Source organism: Paenibacillus koleovorans NBRC 103111, from assembly GCF_004000845.1.
In the GTDB taxonomy this organism is placed as follows: Bacteria; Bacillota; Bacilli; order Paenibacillales; family NBRC-103111; genus Paenibacillus_AA; species Paenibacillus_AA koleovorans.
Map to the genome: position 1 here is coordinate 30,407 of NZ_BIMA01000052.1, position 15,012 is coordinate 45,418.

A 15,012-nucleotide genomic window follows, 5' to 3' on the forward strand; every position below is an offset into this window, starting at 1 on the left:
CGATCTAAGATTCGTTTTCGGATAAAAATGAGGCTGGTTCGATAATCAAGCAGGTTAAAGCGGGAAGCGGAAACTCCAAGCTGTAGTCGCGCCCCTGCCATGTGGAGGCTTGAGCTTGCAAAACATGCTCGCCCTTCTCGGTGTAAGGCAGCGGCGAGGTGGAGAACACCCGGCGATACATTCCCGGGGCGGGAACGCCGATTCGGAACCCGGCATACTCGCGATTCGAGAAATTGCAGACGAACACAAGCGGGGGAGAGGCTCCTCGCGCTCGACGAACGAAGGAAACGACGCTCTGTTCGGCGTTGTTCGGGTCGATCCATTCGAAGCCTGCCGGATCGTCGTCCGCTTCCCATAGGGCAGGGTACGAGCGATACAGATGGGCGAGCGCCTGCATAAACTGCCGGAGGCTGCGGTGATGCGGGTAATCCAGAAGCATCCAGTCAAGCTGCCCGGCATCCTTCCACTCGTCGAACTGCGCCAGCTCGCCGCCCATGAACAGCAGCTTTTTGCCGGGATGCCCGATCCAGTAGGCTAGGAACAGCCGCAGCTGGGCGAACTTCTCGTCGTAGCTGCCGGGCATTTTGTTCAGCAGCGACCGTTTCCCGTGCACGACCTCGTCATGCGACAGGGGGAGCACGAACCGCTCGCTGTAGGCGTACATCATCGAGAAGGTGAGCAGCCGATGATGGTGGCGTCGGCTGTCGGGCGACAGCTCCATGTAGCGGAGCATGTCGTTCATCCAGCCCATGTTCCACTTGTAGCCGAAGCCGAGACCGCCGGCGTAGACGGGCATCGAGACGAGCGGATAGCTGGAGGAATCCTCCGCCATCATAAGAGCCGCCGGGTAGCGGCTATGCACGGTCTCGTTAAGCTTCCGCAAGAAGCGGACCGCCTCCCGGAGCTCGGACCCACCGTCCTCAGTATATGTGCGCATGGGCTCCGGCTTGTCAAAATTCCGATCGATCATGCTCGCCACCGCATCGACCCGCAAACCGTCGATATGGAACACATCGAGCCAGAACATCGCCCCCGAGAGGAGAAAGCTGACTACCTCGGACTTGGCGAAGTCGAACGCCAGCGTGCCCCACAGCTCCTTCTCGGCCAGCCGCGGATCGGCCGGCTCGTAGAGCGGCGTCCCGTCGAACAGTCGCAAGCCGTGATCGTCTTTGCAGAAGTGGCCGGGCACCCAGTCGAGGATGACGCCGATGCCTCGTTCATGGGCCCGGTTGACGAGCTCCATCAGTTGCTCCGGAGTACCGTAGCGGCTCGTGGCGGCGAAATACCCGGTCGCCTGATACCCCCATGAGGCGTCCAGGGGATGCTCCGTGAGCGGCAAAATTTCGATATGCGTAAAGCCCAGCTCCACAACGTAATCGACCAATTGGACGGCTAGCTCGCTGTAGGAGTAAAACTGCTCGCGCCCCCGGTTCCTCCAGGAGCCGAGGTGGACCTCATAGATCAGCATCGGCCGCTGGTGATGGTCCCAGGGCGTCGCGCTACGGCTGCGGCTGCGCCAGTCGCCGTCAGTCCAGACGAACCGGTCGAGCCGGCGCACGACGGACGCCGTACCGGGTCGCAGCTCGGCGTGGAAGGCGAACGGATCGGCCTTCAGCCTCTTCTCGCCCTGCGGCGTGACGATCTCGTACTTGTAGGCCGTTCCTTCGCCCAAGCCGGGCACGAAGGCGAACCAGACGCCGGTGTCGCCGAGGCGTTCCATCGGCTGACGGTCGCCCTGCCAGCCGTTGAACTCTCCGGCTACGCTAACGCTTGCTGCGTTCGGCGCCCAGACGGCGAAACGAACGCCATGGGCGCCGTCCCAGACGCCATAATGCGCGCCTAGCACTTTGTAAGCTTCATAGAGCTCGCCTGTGTTGAACAAATACAGGTCTTTCATGTCAACTAAATTCACATTCACAAACATTTCACCCCTTATTTTGAGTGATTGTTCGGATTTTCCCCTATTTTATCATATTCCCCTCCCCGAATGTAAGTTAATATCACATTTACATTAACATTATTTTTTTGAATTGTCGTAAAATTTATTGACGCGCCGTGTCCTCCTTCGCATAATAGAACTCATAGAAGGCGATACTATATTCATAGACTAGCATCATAATCTCGCTTTTTGAGCGTTGGGGGTTTTTCTTATGTTGCAAGAGAGCTACAAGGTGCTGGATCGGCTGCGCTTGCCCGGCGACGTGTATATCGCGAGCCCTTCCCATGATTACAAATACGTCTGGATCCGCGACTGCGTCTACATGTCGTACCCGTACCTCAACAAGGCGGACGTTTGTTACGAGAAGACGTATCACCGATTGTTGGACTTGTTCTTAATGTATGAGTGGAAGATCAACATCTTGTGCGAACATAAACCTACTTGGGAATGGGAATATATTCATGCCCGCTACACGACCGACCTGCTCGAGATCCATACGCAGAATTGGGGCCATGTGCAGCACGATATGATTGGGGCATTCCTGTTCGGGATCGGCATGGGACTAAAATTCGGCAAACCGATGCTCCGCAGCGACCGCGATCGCATCATCGTGCAGAAGCTCGTGCGCTACCTCGACAATGTGCAGTATTGGTGTGATCCGGACAACGGGATGTGGGAGGAAAATCGCGAGGTGCACGCCTCCTCCGTCGGCGCCTGCGTCGCAGGGCTCAAGGCGGTGGAAGGCATCGTCGACGTGCCGGAGCGTATGATTACGCTGGGGCTCGACTCGGTGTTCGGGCTGTTCCCGCAGGAAAGCGCCACGAAACGGGCTGATTTGTCGTTGCTTAGCCTCGTGTACCCATACCGGCTGTATACCGGGCTGCTCGGCGAGATGATCGTCGCGAACGTCGAGAAGCTGCTGCTCCGCGAGCGTGGCGTTATCCGTTACGAAGGCGACAGCTATTACAGCACGCTGGAGAGTATGCACGGCCGCAGCCTGGCGCCGGAGCTCTACTACGGTACCGAGGCGGAGTGGACGTTCGGCTTGCCTTGGCTGGCGCTGTGCTACATGGAGCTCGGCTACCCGGAGAAGGCGTTTGAGCTCGTGGCGCGCACCGAGGCCGTCATGACCGAGCCCGGCGTGCTGCCGGAGCTGTTCTACAGCGGCACGGCGACTCCGAACGCGAACACGCCGCTCGGCTGGAGCTCGGCGATGTACATCCTCGCCAAAGAGCGGATGACCGGCGTCAGCGCCAGCAGCGTGGGGGCTTAATGGGCAGGTAACGGACTCCCGCTGCACAATAACGCTACGATATCACCTTATTATCCGGATTTTTTGGTTTCGCGGAAAATAAGGTGAGGCGTAGCGCTATTCGGCTGAAACGAAGGCTTTCCGCAACAGATTGAAGGCCGAATAAGCGGATGCGGTAGATGCGTAGCGTTATTTTTCGTGATATACCTAATTTTGATTAAATAGCGCCGTCACACAGCAGTATTCGCTCAGGCAGCTGCCCCACCATCCGCCACATCCGCCAAGCAGACCAAATTTCTCCCTTCTTCACCTCCCACTCACCGCCACATCCACCCTGCAGACCATAGCCAATCGCTCCCACACCAAGTAGACTTATTTCATATTCCCCCCGCGCCCAGCAATTCAATATGCACTGAAGTATATATTCTATGAATCAAATTTCCCTCAAAATAGTGAAGCATGTGCATCTATGAACCTAAGTTCACTGTTCAGGAAGCTGGCTTCTCGGATTATGTACTTGGGTTCATAGATTAGCGAGAGCTGTGACTGCTTGCGAATATCGGTTCATAAGAAGCGCACTTAGGTTCATTTAATCAGACCAGTCCCTCCACTGCTAAACATAGAAAAACCGTCCGACTAAGCCGAACGGTTTGTTTCGTTAGTGGTGTGTTAGCGTACTTCGTACAGCGACGAATCGCTCAAAAACGGCGTCAGTTCACCAGGCGACAACATCACCAGGCGATGGAGCGCCCGCGTACAGACGGTGTAGAACAACCGGCGCTCGCGCTCTTGGCTGTAGCAGGCGGCGCTGGCATCGTACACGATGACCCCGTCGAATTCCAGCCCCTTGGAGAGGTAGGACGGGATCACGACGATGCCTCGTTTGAACGTCTGCGTATATTTCGTGACTAACTCCAGCTCCTCCGCGGATCCACTGGCTTGCTCGTCGCGTTCCGCATCGCTGTCGCCTTCACCGCTCACAGCCTCGCCTGCACCTGCGCCGACTCCTGCACTTGCACTTGCACCTGCTCCTGCTCCTGCTCCTGCTCCTGCTCCAGCTCCTGCGTCTGCCCCCGCGCCGGCTCCTACACTTGCATTCGTACCTGCTCCTGCATCAGCATCCGCTCCCTCATTCCCACTAGCCATGCCCGCAGTGCCCGTCTTCGCCTTCGGCACCGCCAGCGCTATGGCGCCGCCTAGTGGCTTCACGCTCAGCCGGAGCCCCGGCTCGAGCTCGAGCATCTCCGGCTGCATGCATTCGTGCTCTCCGGTCTGCCACTCACTCTCGTCCTCGCCCTCGCCGGCGACGACATCGGCCGCCAACAACCGCTTGATCGCGCCATACGCTTCGTCCGCCTCCCGGGCGGTCTTGCAAATAATCGCGATCGAAGCCGACCCGGCCGCGCGCAGCTCGGCGATCTGCTGCACCGCCGTCTCCGCGAGACGCTCGCGGTCCGGCAGGCGCAGCAGGAGCGGCCGATCGCCGCTGCGGCTGAACGGCTCGATGTCCGTCCGCTTCACGATGGACGTCGTCAGCTCGACAATCTCGCGCGTCGAGCGGTAGCTCTTCGTCAGCTCGAACAGCAGCGTGGACTCCTCCGGGAACATCTCCTTCAGCTGCATGAGGCTGTTCCCGCTGGAGAACGTATGCGCGAGAATCGCCTGCTGGAAATCACCAAGCAAGGTCATGCCCCCGCGCGGATAAATCTTGCGGATCATATGGAGCTGGAACGGAGAATAATCCTGCGCCTCGTCGATCATCACATGCCGCACCGCATGATGCTGCTCAATGCCGACGAACGCCTGGCGCAAATACATCAGCCCGATCGCATCCTCATAAGGCAGCGCCTCCGCTTCAAGCCCCCTGAGCGTTTGCTCCCTTACCGCTTGCGCTTGCGCCTCCGCTTCTGCCCTCACTCCCGCCTCTGCCTTCGACTCCGCTTCTGCCTTCGCTCCCGCCTCTGCCCCTGCCTCCGCACCCGAGCCTAACGCCTCGCAAGCGCCGCCCGACGCATACCACTGCCGGTACAAGCCGACATAATCGATAAACGTCAACGCCTCCATATCGGCGCGCATCCGCTTAAAGTTCCCTTTCACCTTCGCCTTGGCCATCTCCATCAGTTCCTCGTCCGCGCCCAAGTATTGATTTTGCTTCAGCAAATTGTTGTACACCCTGGAGATGTACGCTTTTTGCTTCGCCTTCAGCTCCCCTTCCAACCACATCTTAATATTTTCCACACGCTTGCGGATGCTCATCCCGGCGAACTTCTCGTACCATAGCTCGTTCAATTGCTCGACCGGCACGACGGTTTGGTTCTTGAACCCGAGCGGCTTGAACAGCATCCCCGCCTGCTCCAGCGAAGCCAAATATGCCTCCAACTGGTCGACAAAGGCGAGCGACGACTTCCAATGAATCGCCCGCACCCGCGCCTGCGCCTCCTGATCATCCGGACCTGCCGCGAGCAGCGCCTCCAGCTGTGAAAAAGGATCCTCCACCGGATAGCTCGGCCCGAGCGCCGCTTCCAACAGCTGTTGGAACGTCATCTGCCGCAAGTTTTCTTCCCCCAGCTCCGGCAGCACATTGGACACGTAGTCACCGAACAGCCCGTTCGGCGACAGCAGCAAAATATCGTCCGCCTTCCACGTATCCCGGTACCGGTACAGCATGTACGCCGCCCGCTGCATCGCCGCCGACGTCTTACCGCTTCCGGCCGAGCCTTGTACGATGACCGTCCGGTGCCGGGTGTCGCGGATGATGCGGTTCTGCTCGCGCTGGATGGTGGTGACAATGCTCTTCATCTTATCGTCCGCGTTCTGACCGAGCATCAGCTGCAGCAGCCGGTCTCCGATATGGAGGCCCGTGTCAAACATCTGCTTGAGCTCGCCGCGCTGAATCCAATATTGCCGTTTAAGCTCGATCAACCCTTTCAGCATGCCGTCCGGCGTTTCATATTGAGCGTCCCCCAACTGGTAGTCATAGAACATCGAAGCGACCGGCGCCCGCCAGTCGTAGACAAGCACTTGCTCGCCGTCCCGATCCAGCAGCGTCGACTTGCCGATGTAGATTTGATCCAGTTGCACGCTCCCTTGCTCCCGAAAATCAATCCGTCCGAAATATGGCGTATCCGACAGCAGCAGCAATCGGCGATGGTTGGCAAACGCATGCGAATAAACGAGCTCCTGCCGATTCAGTTCACGAGAGTGATGGCTGAAATCGATGATCGATTCCAAGAGCTCGTTAGGGTCGAACGCCAGCTCGCCAAAATGCTGACGCGCTTCGATAATGTCCGTCTTCCGGCTTCCCAGCACCCGCTCCCATTGCCCCAGCTGTTCCCGAATCACTTGCTCCGTTCGCTCCAGCCGATCCGTCTCCAGCTTCCAATCGTTCGATTCCATGCTGTATGCCTCCTTCAAGGTCCGCGCGCCGTCCCAAAAATGATCCCCCACTCCGGTACAAATGCTGCAATCGAGAAGGTTGACAGCAATTGTCTTCTATGATAAGATATTATTAGGAACAGTTTACGGACGATTATTTAACAAGCCAATAACAGATTGATTGTATCATAAAGGGGCCACTGCGGCAACCTTTTATTGTTGTTTCATGACTTAATTAAGATAGACCTGACTGGATGCACACCCCATCAGGTCTTTTACATTCTATAACCGCTTCTGCATGCAATAGCTTTCCTCACAATGGACATACGGCCCATACCGATCAATCGGCGTGTAGCCGAACTTGCGATACAAGCGGACCGCCTCCTCCAGCAGCTCGCCTGTCTCCAGCCGAACAATGGAGTACCCTTCCCGCCGGGCGTGATCCTCCAGAAAACGCAAAATGCCCGAAGCGACTCCACGTCCCCGATATGCCGGGTCGACGTAAAACCGTTTCAGCTCCAGCATCCCGGGTTCCCCAAGCGGCCTCAGCGCTCCGCAGCCTACCGGACGATCGCCGTCATACGCCGCAGCGAACACGACTTCGCCTCCCTGATGCGCCGCCTCCAGGTCCAGACCGAATATCGCTTCCGCCGGATAGATCGTTTGCAGCTCCGCATCCAGCCGATCGATCAACGCCGCCAACGAGGGATCGTTTACCCCTACCCATCGGATTTCAATGGACCTGCTCCCGCTTTCCGCCACCTCCACCTGCACCTTCCTTTTTACACTAAAAACAGGATTATGTTTAGCCCGTCTTGCATATTCTAGGGATGTCCGACAACCTCGAATTTTGCTTCAACTCGTAGCATAAATAAAACTTTTGCGCTAGAGCCAGATGACATATTTCTACATCTTCAAACGCTACCTTCTGTGTGGTATGATACCATATAGCATGAGTTTCACAGGAGGCATCCATGAAAGCAAAACCTATTTTAATCATCACCAGTCTACTAGTTTTCCTAGCCTTATTCGGCGCCAGTGTATGGCAAGAATCGCCCATGCTGCTCTATATAGCCAGCGCGCTGCCGATCTTCATCGTGCCGCTGCTACCGGATCTGCGGACGACCCAGAGGCTATCCGAGCATAACCACTCGACACAAATCGTCAAACTGACCGATGGCGAAGGCGCCCAGTCCGAATGGCTCGTGGTCAACATCAAGCCGGACACGATCTACTGGAACAAAAAATGGCTGATCATCCCGACCGCAGACGCTAAGCCGGTCGATCAAGGGCATACCGATGATTATACCGTATCCTTGACGGTTTTGAAATACGATATCCGAGCCAAACGAAGCCGCTCCGGCAAAATCGCCGTGAACCTGCCGAATCTTCAGCAGCGGATGGCCGGCCTTAGCTTCACTACGGATGAGGTGAATCGCCTGATGATCCGGATGGAGGATGTCCAGGAATGGATCGCCACTCCGGCGCCGGCCGCGATTCCCGCCCTCAGCAGCAACAGCAGCGTCGAAGTCCAGCTCTAGCATGACGAAAGCTGCCGCCCCTTGGGGGATGGCAGCTTTTTCACATTTAGGCGTAATAGCCGGCGGCTTCTTGAATGATCCTCTGCATCGGCAGCTGATACGGACACAGCTGCTGGCATAGAGGCTGCTCCTTGCAAGGCTCATAGTCCGCGCAGGATAAAATCTTCTCTTTGTTCCGCTGATAGAATCCGTCGCCCTTCGGCAGCAGGCCGAACTTCTCGCGCACGCGGCTCGAGATCATCACGTCCGGAATCTGGATGCCGACCGGACACGAGCAATAGTTGCAGCGGCGGCAATTATGCGTGCCGAGCTCCGCCGCGAGCAAGTCCAGCTGCTCCGCTTCCGCCGCGCCGACTTCCTCTTCTATCGCCGCAAGGTTCATCTTCACTTCCTCGACGCTGACCATGCCCGAGATGATCACATGCACGTTCTTGCTATACGGATAGCGAATCGCCGTATCGACCGGCTGAATGAACCCGCCGGACAGCGGCTTCATCGCGACCATCCCCATGTCCAGCTCGCGCATCTTGGGGATCAGCTCCCGACCCGCGAAAGGCTGCGCCAAATTCAAATGAAACAGCACCTGATCGAACTGTCCCTTGGCGATCCACCTCGTGAGCAGATCCGGCCGATGGCCGCTGATGCCGATATGCCGCACCTTGCCGGCGGCTTTCGCCTCGAGCGCCGCTCGGTACGCGCCGTCCGGCTCCATCGCCTGCTTGAACTCGTCCACATAGTTCACGTAGTGGATTTGCAGCAGGTCGACGTAGTCGGTCTTCATCCGCTCTAGGCTGCGCTCGATCTCTTCCTTCGCCGAGGCGTAGTCGCGTTTGCCGGTCTTCGTCGCCAGGAAATACTCGCTCCTGCGATGAGAGATCGTCTCGCCGATAATCACTTCGCTGTTCTTATACGCCGCTGCGGTATCTATATAATTGATGCCATGGTCCAGCGCATAGTTCAAAGCGTCGCCCGCCTGCTCCAGGGACACGCTGTGCAAATTCATCGCCCCGAATCCGAGCGACGATACGTTGTAGCCGATTTTGCCGAAAGTGCTGTAGCGCATATCCGTCTCTCCCCTGTCCCGTCTGTCTTTTCCTTCTACATTGTACCACATTGAGCCCGGCTTCGGATCGCGGATACCATTTCTTAACTTGGAGGAAGCGTGATGAAAAATGTAGTGCCTTCCCCTTCCACGCTGTCCACACCGATAACGCCTCCGTGGTTTTTGATGATCCGATAGCAAACGGCCAGTCCCAGGCCGGTCCCTTCCTCTTTCGTCGTAAAAAAAGGGTCGAACAACCGCGCCATCGTATGATGATCCATCCCGATGCCGTTATCCTGCAGCATAATGCGAATTTTGCTCCCATGCTTGTCCGCGGAAATGCGAATGATCCCTTTGCGCTTTTGGGGCGACCGTTCGACGGCGTCGAGCGAGTTTTTGACCAAATTCAGAAACGCTTGCTTCATTTGCTTGACATCGATCAGGACGGTTAACTGGGGGTCGATCGGTGCCAGCTCGATATCGCAGCCTTTAAGCAGCGCCTCGCTCTCGAAAAGCAAGCAGACTTCCTTGAGCAGAGCGGAAATATGGATTTCCTGCTTGTCCGGCGTCGAGGGTTTGGAGGAGTTGAGAAACTCGTAAATGATTTCGTTCGCGCGGTCGATTTCATCCAGAATGATCTTGGAGTACTCTTCCTTGCCCAGCGCCTTCAGGTGGGGGCGGAGCAGCTGGATGAAACCGCGAATGGAGGTCAGCGGATTGCGGACCTCGTGCGCGATGGAAGCGGCGATTTTGCCGAGCAGGGCGAGCTTGTCGTTCTGGTAGGCGGACTGCTCGATCCGTTTGAACTCCGTGATGTCCTTCACACTGATGAGGATATCCCCGTCGAGCTCATCCCCGTATGTAGTCGTCACTAGGTAGTGCCGGCCGGAATCGTCGATGACTTCCTGGAAGCGGAGCCTGTAGATGTACATTTCCCGGAACAGCTTGTAAATCAGCTTGCGATAGGTGCGGGTAAGCCCCCGATGGCTGATCAATTGGCGAAGGCTGCAGCCGAGCAACGATTTGCGGGAGACGTTGAGAAACTTGGCCATCTGGACGTTGACGAACGATACCGTGCCTGCGCAATCGAACAGGATAATGCCACAGTCCAATTGCTGCAGGACATCCTCATATTTGCTGCTGACTGCTTGTACTTGCTGTATGGAGCCGTCTGCCATCCGCCGCTTCCGGTAAGCGATCACTTCCGTCAAAAACCGAGCCGCCTGCTTGTAAATGTGCAACGCGGTATCCGGAGGCGCTTCGGCGACAAGCGCTTGCAAGCATTCGCCATGAAGCTCCACGATCTCCTCTGTCCGCATCTCCTGCAACACCTGGCTCAAGCTCATCTGCGAAGCCGAGTGAAGGGCAACGCCACCGTCGGTAAACACATTGTGCTCTAAAGCCCGATTGTAGGTTTCTTTCTTTTGCGGCATACCCTGCACCTTCTTCTTCGCTCAATTTCTACCAATTCAACAGTATCATAGTGCCAATCGACAGAGTCCGTCAATCGCGAATAAACTGGAAGTTTGTCGAACGAAGAGAGCCTTTCCTCCTGGGAGGAAAGGCCCTGTTTGCCCCTGCTGGAGGGAGGTTTTAGCGCTGTGAGCTGGTGGGAGTCCATCCGCGGAAAAACAATGAATTTGTATTGTTTGATCGTTCATTGTCGTTCGTGTTTCGATCCGAACCATTCGTCCGCCGGTCGTCGACCCGCTCATTCCCGCGTTTGTTGTCTTCCGCCTTCTTCTGTTCTTCGCGCTTCCGGTCTTCCTCGCGCTTCTTGGCCTCGGCAAGTTTCTTCTCTTCTTCGCGTTTCTTTTCCTCCTCACGCTGCTTCTGCTCGGCGGCGCGGCGCTCCTCTTGCTTGCGCTGCTCCTCCGCTTTCTTGGCCTGCTCTTCCCGCTCACGCTGGCTTAGCTGCGACTGGGAGCCGGTCTTCTTGTCGTCTTCGCGATTATTCCGGGAATTGTCCCGGTCATTGCCGCGATTGTCGTTACGATCGGTATCGTCGCGGTTCTGGAGAAAGGAGACGACCCGGTTGTCCTCCGGTTTGTTCGCCTCCGGCTTTTTGGTTGGCGTCGGCGTCGGCGTCGGCTTGGCGCTGGACTTCGGCGTCGAGCTCGGCGAGGTAGACGGCTTGGTAGACGGCTTGGTAGATGGCGACGGCGACGGGGAATTCAAGCTTTTCCCGTTGTTCTTGTCGTTGCTCTTGTCATTGCTCTTGTCGTTGTTCTTGTCGTTGCTCTTGTCACTGCTCTTGTCGTTGCCTTTGCCGTTATTGCCGGCATTGCCCTTGCCGTTATTGTTGCTGCTCGCCTGCTCCTTCACCTTCGCATCGAGCTCGCCTTGACGCTCATCCTGAAGCAGCTTCGACCATTCTTCCTTCTTCGGCACCTTCTTCGTGTCAATCAGCTTGTCGAGCCCGCCCTGCTCTTGGGCAATCTTGTGGATCGACTGCGTCTTGATCTCATCGATCGTCACCGAAGTTCCGTTGCTCTTCGCATTCAGGTAGATGGAATATTTCCCGGTGGACACGCCTTGCGAGATTGCCGCTTGGCGCACCTCCGTCGGCGTCACGATCGCTGCGACATGGATCGCTTCCTGGGCTGCCGCGTGATTCGTCTGGATGTGTGTCTCTACTTGTTTCTTCACATCGTCGCTCACGACCAGGTCGTCAATCTCCGCTTCCTCGTAGGCCTTGGTGCTCGTAATGATGATGTCGCCTACACCGGAATCGAATAGCCCTTTCCGTTCCACCCGGTTCAGCAGCTCTTCGGTGACGGTGTCCAAGCTTTTCCCCTTGTAGCTTAAGTTTTGAATGAGTTCCTTTCCGTCGTCGTTCAGTCCCTGTACTTTCTGTACGTTCTTCTTAACGTCGATGCCCAGCTCCACACTGGGATTGATGTCCAGCGTGACATAGGCGACTACCGGGTCCATGCCCCCGATCTTCGGAGTGATGCCGTTAAACAGCACGATGCAGAGCAGGATGGCGGCCGTCATGCTGGAAGCAAGTGTTAGAAAAGGACGCCTCCATCGATTCAGCGGGTGGGCAAATACGATTTCCTCGCCGACTTCGCAGGTCCGGTTGCTGCGGGGGATCTTCATAAACCGGCCTTCCGGCGTTAGGACAATCAGGTGCGCTTGTGTCATTTCCATGACGATTCCTTTGTTCAACTTGTTCACTCCTTCCCGGAATACGGATTTGGGATGCGCAGGTAGTCTTTGAGATACGGATAGGGCCCGCTGATAATCAAAGCAACGGCAATGAGAAATTTACGATTGCGTTCCAGCGTCTTGCGGGACACTTGCACGACGTCGAGCAGCTCTTTGATCGGAAGCACCTTCTTGCTGAGCACGACCTGCATCATCTTATTGTCGGCCGCCAATGTGCCGGCAATCTCGAACAGCACCTCCCGAGAATCGCTATGCTTGGGGGAGGCGTCGACCAGCTCGGCGAACGAGATGCCGAACTCCAGCAAGCAATTGCTGAAGTCGACGATTTCGCTGCGCCGTTCCTCGACGGTTCGGTTTTTCTCGTATTGCTCGATGGCCTGATGGATCTCCACCGGGTTCACCGTACTGTCTTCCTCATCCTCCACTTCGAACGAACTGTAGGGGATCTGCTGAGAGAACCGCTGCTCCTTCCGCACATAGTCGATCAGCCGCCGGCGCATAACCGTCTCGGCAAAGCTGAGAAAGGAGCGTCCCGACTCGGGCGAGAATTGGTTGATCGCTTCGTTGAAGGCACCCAAGGCGATACTGAATTCATCGTCGCGGGAAGGGTCTATGTATCTCTTGCAGAATCTACTTGTCACTTTGGCTACAAACGGCTGATAATCGGTGATGAACTGATTGCGAAGCCGTAATTCACCCTCCTGTATGCGCATGACTTTGTTCTCCGGCGTCTCCGGAAGTCCAGAAGGATGGTGAGACTGGCGTTTGCCCAGAAATCGCTTGAAAAGTACCAGTAACAACCGTTCCACCTCACACTACATGTTTCGAGTAGGCCTTTTGCAATAGGGGGGTCGCCAAACCCGATTCTTGTATTATACCACATCCGCCTACCCCGATGACGTATGCAGGGGGATAGGCTCGAATCGTGTCGCGGCGCAAAACCCTTCTGGCAATTGGCCCCAATGTATTGACGCACGTTTGCAACGTTTTGTTGCGGTCCGTTTTGGCGGCTTCTCACCAGTATGAAAATGCCTCTACAATCCATTCACCATCAGCTAAACCGCTTAATCAGCACTCCCACGTAAGCAAGCCAAACTTGACCGCAACAAAAAGACGCCTCCGAAGAGACGTCCTTACACATCCTATCATCTACCGTCCTGCACTAACCGCCAGCCTCACTTCGACCCGGCCGACTTCGCCTTGTTGCGCAGCTTGGCGCGCCTCTGGCTGAGCACGGACAGCCGCTTCTTCAGCTCATTCTCCCATTCGGTGTCGTTCAGAGCCTTGGCCGCCATCAGCAAATCGAGCGAGATGTCGATCTGGTTGCGCACTAGCTCGAGCGGATCCTCGTCTTCATTGCTGACGCAGTTCTCGTACAAAGCCGCTCCGTGCCGATCCTCGACATACTCGTCGAAGTCGATCTCCGCCGCCCCGTCGCCATGCGCATACTCCGCCAAAATCTCGTACTCCATCTCCACCAGATGATGCACCTCGACCCGATGGCAAACCGGACAGAACAACAGCGGCACATTGTGGATATGAGTGTGTATATGCTTCAAGGTACCTTTCGTACCAATCATGCTCGCCCCGCAACAGAAACTCATCGCCGTTCAACTCCTTTCCCGGATATACCGGAGCTCTCGTCGATTCGATTATTAATCCCTATTCGCCGGAATACCCGTTAATTCCTCCCGCGAAACGGGTCCCTCGACTTGGTTTTTCGTCAAACTTCTATATAATCATAGATAATTCGACTTATGGGAGGGAGTAATACAATGGTAATTAAAATCCCGCGCGAGCAAAAGCAGCAAATGTTGGCCGTGCTGTGCGACGATTTCGAGCAGCGCTTCGGGGAGCCGCTAGGGTCTCTGGCCGCCGAGGAATGGCTGGATACGATCATCCGCGAGCTGTCGCCCCACATCTACAATCAGGCGATCGCCGACGCCCAGTCCGTGCTGATGGACCGGATGGCGAGCCTGGAGGACGAGCTGTACGCCCTGCGCCAGCCGATCCGTACAAGGATGGGCTAATGCCGCTCCGCAAGCGATGGGTGTGCGAGGCGGACCCACCCCCGCTTTACAAAGCGTGTTCTATCCGATACACTGAATGCAATTCAAAGTTGCAGCCGCGAAGCACGCGCTGTTGGGTTTCCCGTCGATCGGGGAGCCCACAGTGCGTGCTTTTTTGCGTTCGGCGTCGGCTGTGTCGGTAGAAAACTTGTGATACAATGGGAGGAAACGAACATGGAAGCTGTGCAGTTGAGGGAAGAGTCGGCTCCGTACACAACATCGCCCCGATTGAACCCGAAGAATGATTTTCTGTTCAAGAAGCTTTTTGCCGAGGAGGCTGGCAAGCCGCTGCTGATCAGCCTGCTCAACGCTATCCTGCGGCGGGACGGGAAGGCCCGGATCGCGGACGTGACGATATTGGAGAATCGGGTACTGTCCCGCGAATGGATCGATGACAAGGAAGCGTCTTTGGACGTTCTTTGCGAGACCGATTCATCGGAGCGTGTGAACATCGAGATGCAGATCCGCCGCTTCAAGCGCATGGATCAGCGTAGCCTGTTCTATATGACCCGGCTATTCGCCGACACGATCGGCGCCGGCCAATCGTATATCCGGCTGAAGCGGACGATCGGCATTAATCTGCTGGACCATGACTACCTGCCGCTGGGGAAGTTCCATAGCAT

General features: G+C 56.4%; 12 protein-coding genes. 4 read left to right on the forward strand and 8 right to left on the reverse strand.

Annotated features, from left to right (window positions below; all coding sequences use genetic code 11):
- Positions 1-4 precede the first annotated feature (4 nt).
- Complete coding sequence (gene glgB, locus PKO02S_RS17835; protein ID WP_246067106.1) at positions 5-1,918, reverse strand: 1,4-alpha-glucan branching protein GlgB; 1,914 nt, start codon at positions 1,916-1,918, stop codon at positions 5-7.
- 232 nt (positions 1,919-2,150) lie between these two features.
- Here glgB and PKO02S_RS17840 point away from each other — a divergent pair, with 232 nt between their 5' ends.
- Positions 2,151-3,212: a glycoside hydrolase family 15 protein gene (locus tag PKO02S_RS17840; RefSeq protein ID WP_127585200.1), complete on the forward strand. Its 1,062-nt coding sequence runs from the start codon at positions 2,151-2,153 to the stop codon at positions 3,210-3,212.
- A 648-nt stretch (positions 3,213-3,860) separates the two neighbouring features.
- Here the strand turns inward: PKO02S_RS17840 and helD are convergent.
- Positions 3,861-6,587: an RNA polymerase recycling motor HelD gene (gene helD / locus PKO02S_RS33310; RefSeq protein ID WP_174819921.1), complete on the reverse strand. Its 2,727-nt coding sequence runs from the start codon at positions 6,585-6,587 to the stop codon at positions 3,861-3,863.
- Between the two features lie 261 nt (positions 6,588-6,848).
- Entirely contained in the window at positions 6,849-7,328 is a 480-nt protein-coding gene (locus PKO02S_RS17850) for a GNAT family N-acetyltransferase (protein WP_246067107.1), read from the reverse strand.
- Positions 7,329-7,540: 212 nt separating this feature from the next.
- Between PKO02S_RS17850 and PKO02S_RS17855 the strand changes: the two genes are divergently transcribed.
- Positions 7,541-8,107, forward strand: a complete 567-nt coding sequence (locus tag PKO02S_RS17855; protein WP_127585201.1) for a hypothetical protein — start codon at positions 7,541-7,543, stop codon at positions 8,105-8,107.
- A gap of 46 nt (positions 8,108-8,153) precedes the next feature.
- On the opposite strand, the gene PKO02S_RS17860 is transcribed toward PKO02S_RS17855, so the two are convergent.
- From PKO02S_RS17860 to PKO02S_RS17880, 5 genes are all read right to left on the reverse strand, one after another.
- Positions 8,154-9,170, reverse strand: coding sequence for an aldo/keto reductase (locus tag PKO02S_RS17860; RefSeq protein WP_127585202.1), 1,017 nt, complete (start codon positions 9,168-9,170; stop codon positions 8,154-8,156).
- An 83-nt stretch (positions 9,171-9,253) separates the two neighbouring features.
- Positions 9,254-10,582, reverse strand: a complete 1,329-nt coding sequence (locus tag PKO02S_RS17865; RefSeq protein WP_127585203.1) for an ATP-binding protein — start codon at positions 10,580-10,582, stop codon at positions 9,254-9,256.
- Between the two features lie 160 nt (positions 10,583-10,742).
- The gene (locus PKO02S_RS17870) at positions 10,743-12,320 is read right to left on the reverse strand and encodes an anti-sigma factor domain-containing protein (RefSeq protein ID WP_127585204.1); all 1,578 of its coding nucleotides are present in this window, start codon (positions 12,318-12,320) and stop codon (positions 10,743-10,745) included.
- A gap of 5 nt (positions 12,321-12,325) precedes the next feature.
- Positions 12,326-13,120 (reverse strand): RNA polymerase sigma factor SigI, encoded by a 795-nt coding sequence (gene sigI, locus PKO02S_RS17875; protein WP_127585205.1) that lies wholly within the window; start codon positions 13,118-13,120, stop codon positions 12,326-12,328.
- 375 nt (positions 13,121-13,495) lie between these two features.
- On the reverse strand, positions 13,496-13,924 hold the full coding sequence (locus PKO02S_RS17880; protein WP_127585206.1) for a hypothetical protein: 429 nt from the start codon (positions 13,922-13,924) through the stop codon (positions 13,496-13,498).
- Positions 13,925-14,095: 171 nt separating this feature from the next.
- Between PKO02S_RS17880 and PKO02S_RS17885 the strand changes: the two genes are divergently transcribed.
- Together PKO02S_RS17885 and PKO02S_RS17890 are read left to right on the forward strand one after the other, a co-directional pair.
- Positions 14,096-14,350 carry a DUF2164 domain-containing protein gene (locus PKO02S_RS17885; protein WP_164821526.1) on the forward strand — a complete coding sequence of 85 codons (255 nt, stop codon included), beginning with the start codon at positions 14,096-14,098 and terminating at the stop codon, positions 14,348-14,350.
- A gap of 213 nt (positions 14,351-14,563) precedes the next feature.
- The coding region (locus PKO02S_RS17890; RefSeq protein WP_127585208.1) for an Rpn family recombination-promoting nuclease/putative transposase at positions 14,564-15,012 on the forward strand (449 nt) is incomplete at its 3' end.

What these genes read in the sequence shown, in the direction of transcription:
- PKO02S_RS17840 (WP_127585200.1), top strand. Translation starts at nt 2,151, where the DNA reads ATGTTGCAAGAGAGCTACAAGGTGCTGGATCGGCTGCGCTTGCCCGGC.
- helD (WP_174819921.1), bottom strand. Translation starts at nt 6,587, where the DNA reads ATGGAATCGAACGATTGGAAGCTGGAGACGGATCGGCTGGAGCGAACG.
- PKO02S_RS17855 (WP_127585201.1), top strand. Translation starts at nt 7,541, where the DNA reads ATGAAAGCAAAACCTATTTTAATCATCACCAGTCTACTAGTTTTCCTA.
- PKO02S_RS17860 (WP_127585202.1), bottom strand. Translation starts at nt 9,170, where the DNA reads ATGCGCTACAGCACTTTCGGCAAAATCGGCTACAACGTATCGTCGCTC.
- PKO02S_RS17865 (WP_127585203.1), bottom strand. Translation starts at nt 10,582, where the DNA reads ATGCCGCAAAAGAAAGAAACCTACAATCGGGCTTTAGAGCACAATGTG.
- PKO02S_RS17880 (WP_127585206.1), bottom strand. Translation starts at nt 13,924, where the DNA reads ATGAGTTTCTGTTGCGGGGCGAGCATGATTGGTACGAAAGGTACCTTG.
- PKO02S_RS17885 (WP_164821526.1), top strand. Translation starts at nt 14,096, where the DNA reads ATGGTAATTAAAATCCCGCGCGAGCAAAAGCAGCAAATGTTGGCCGTG.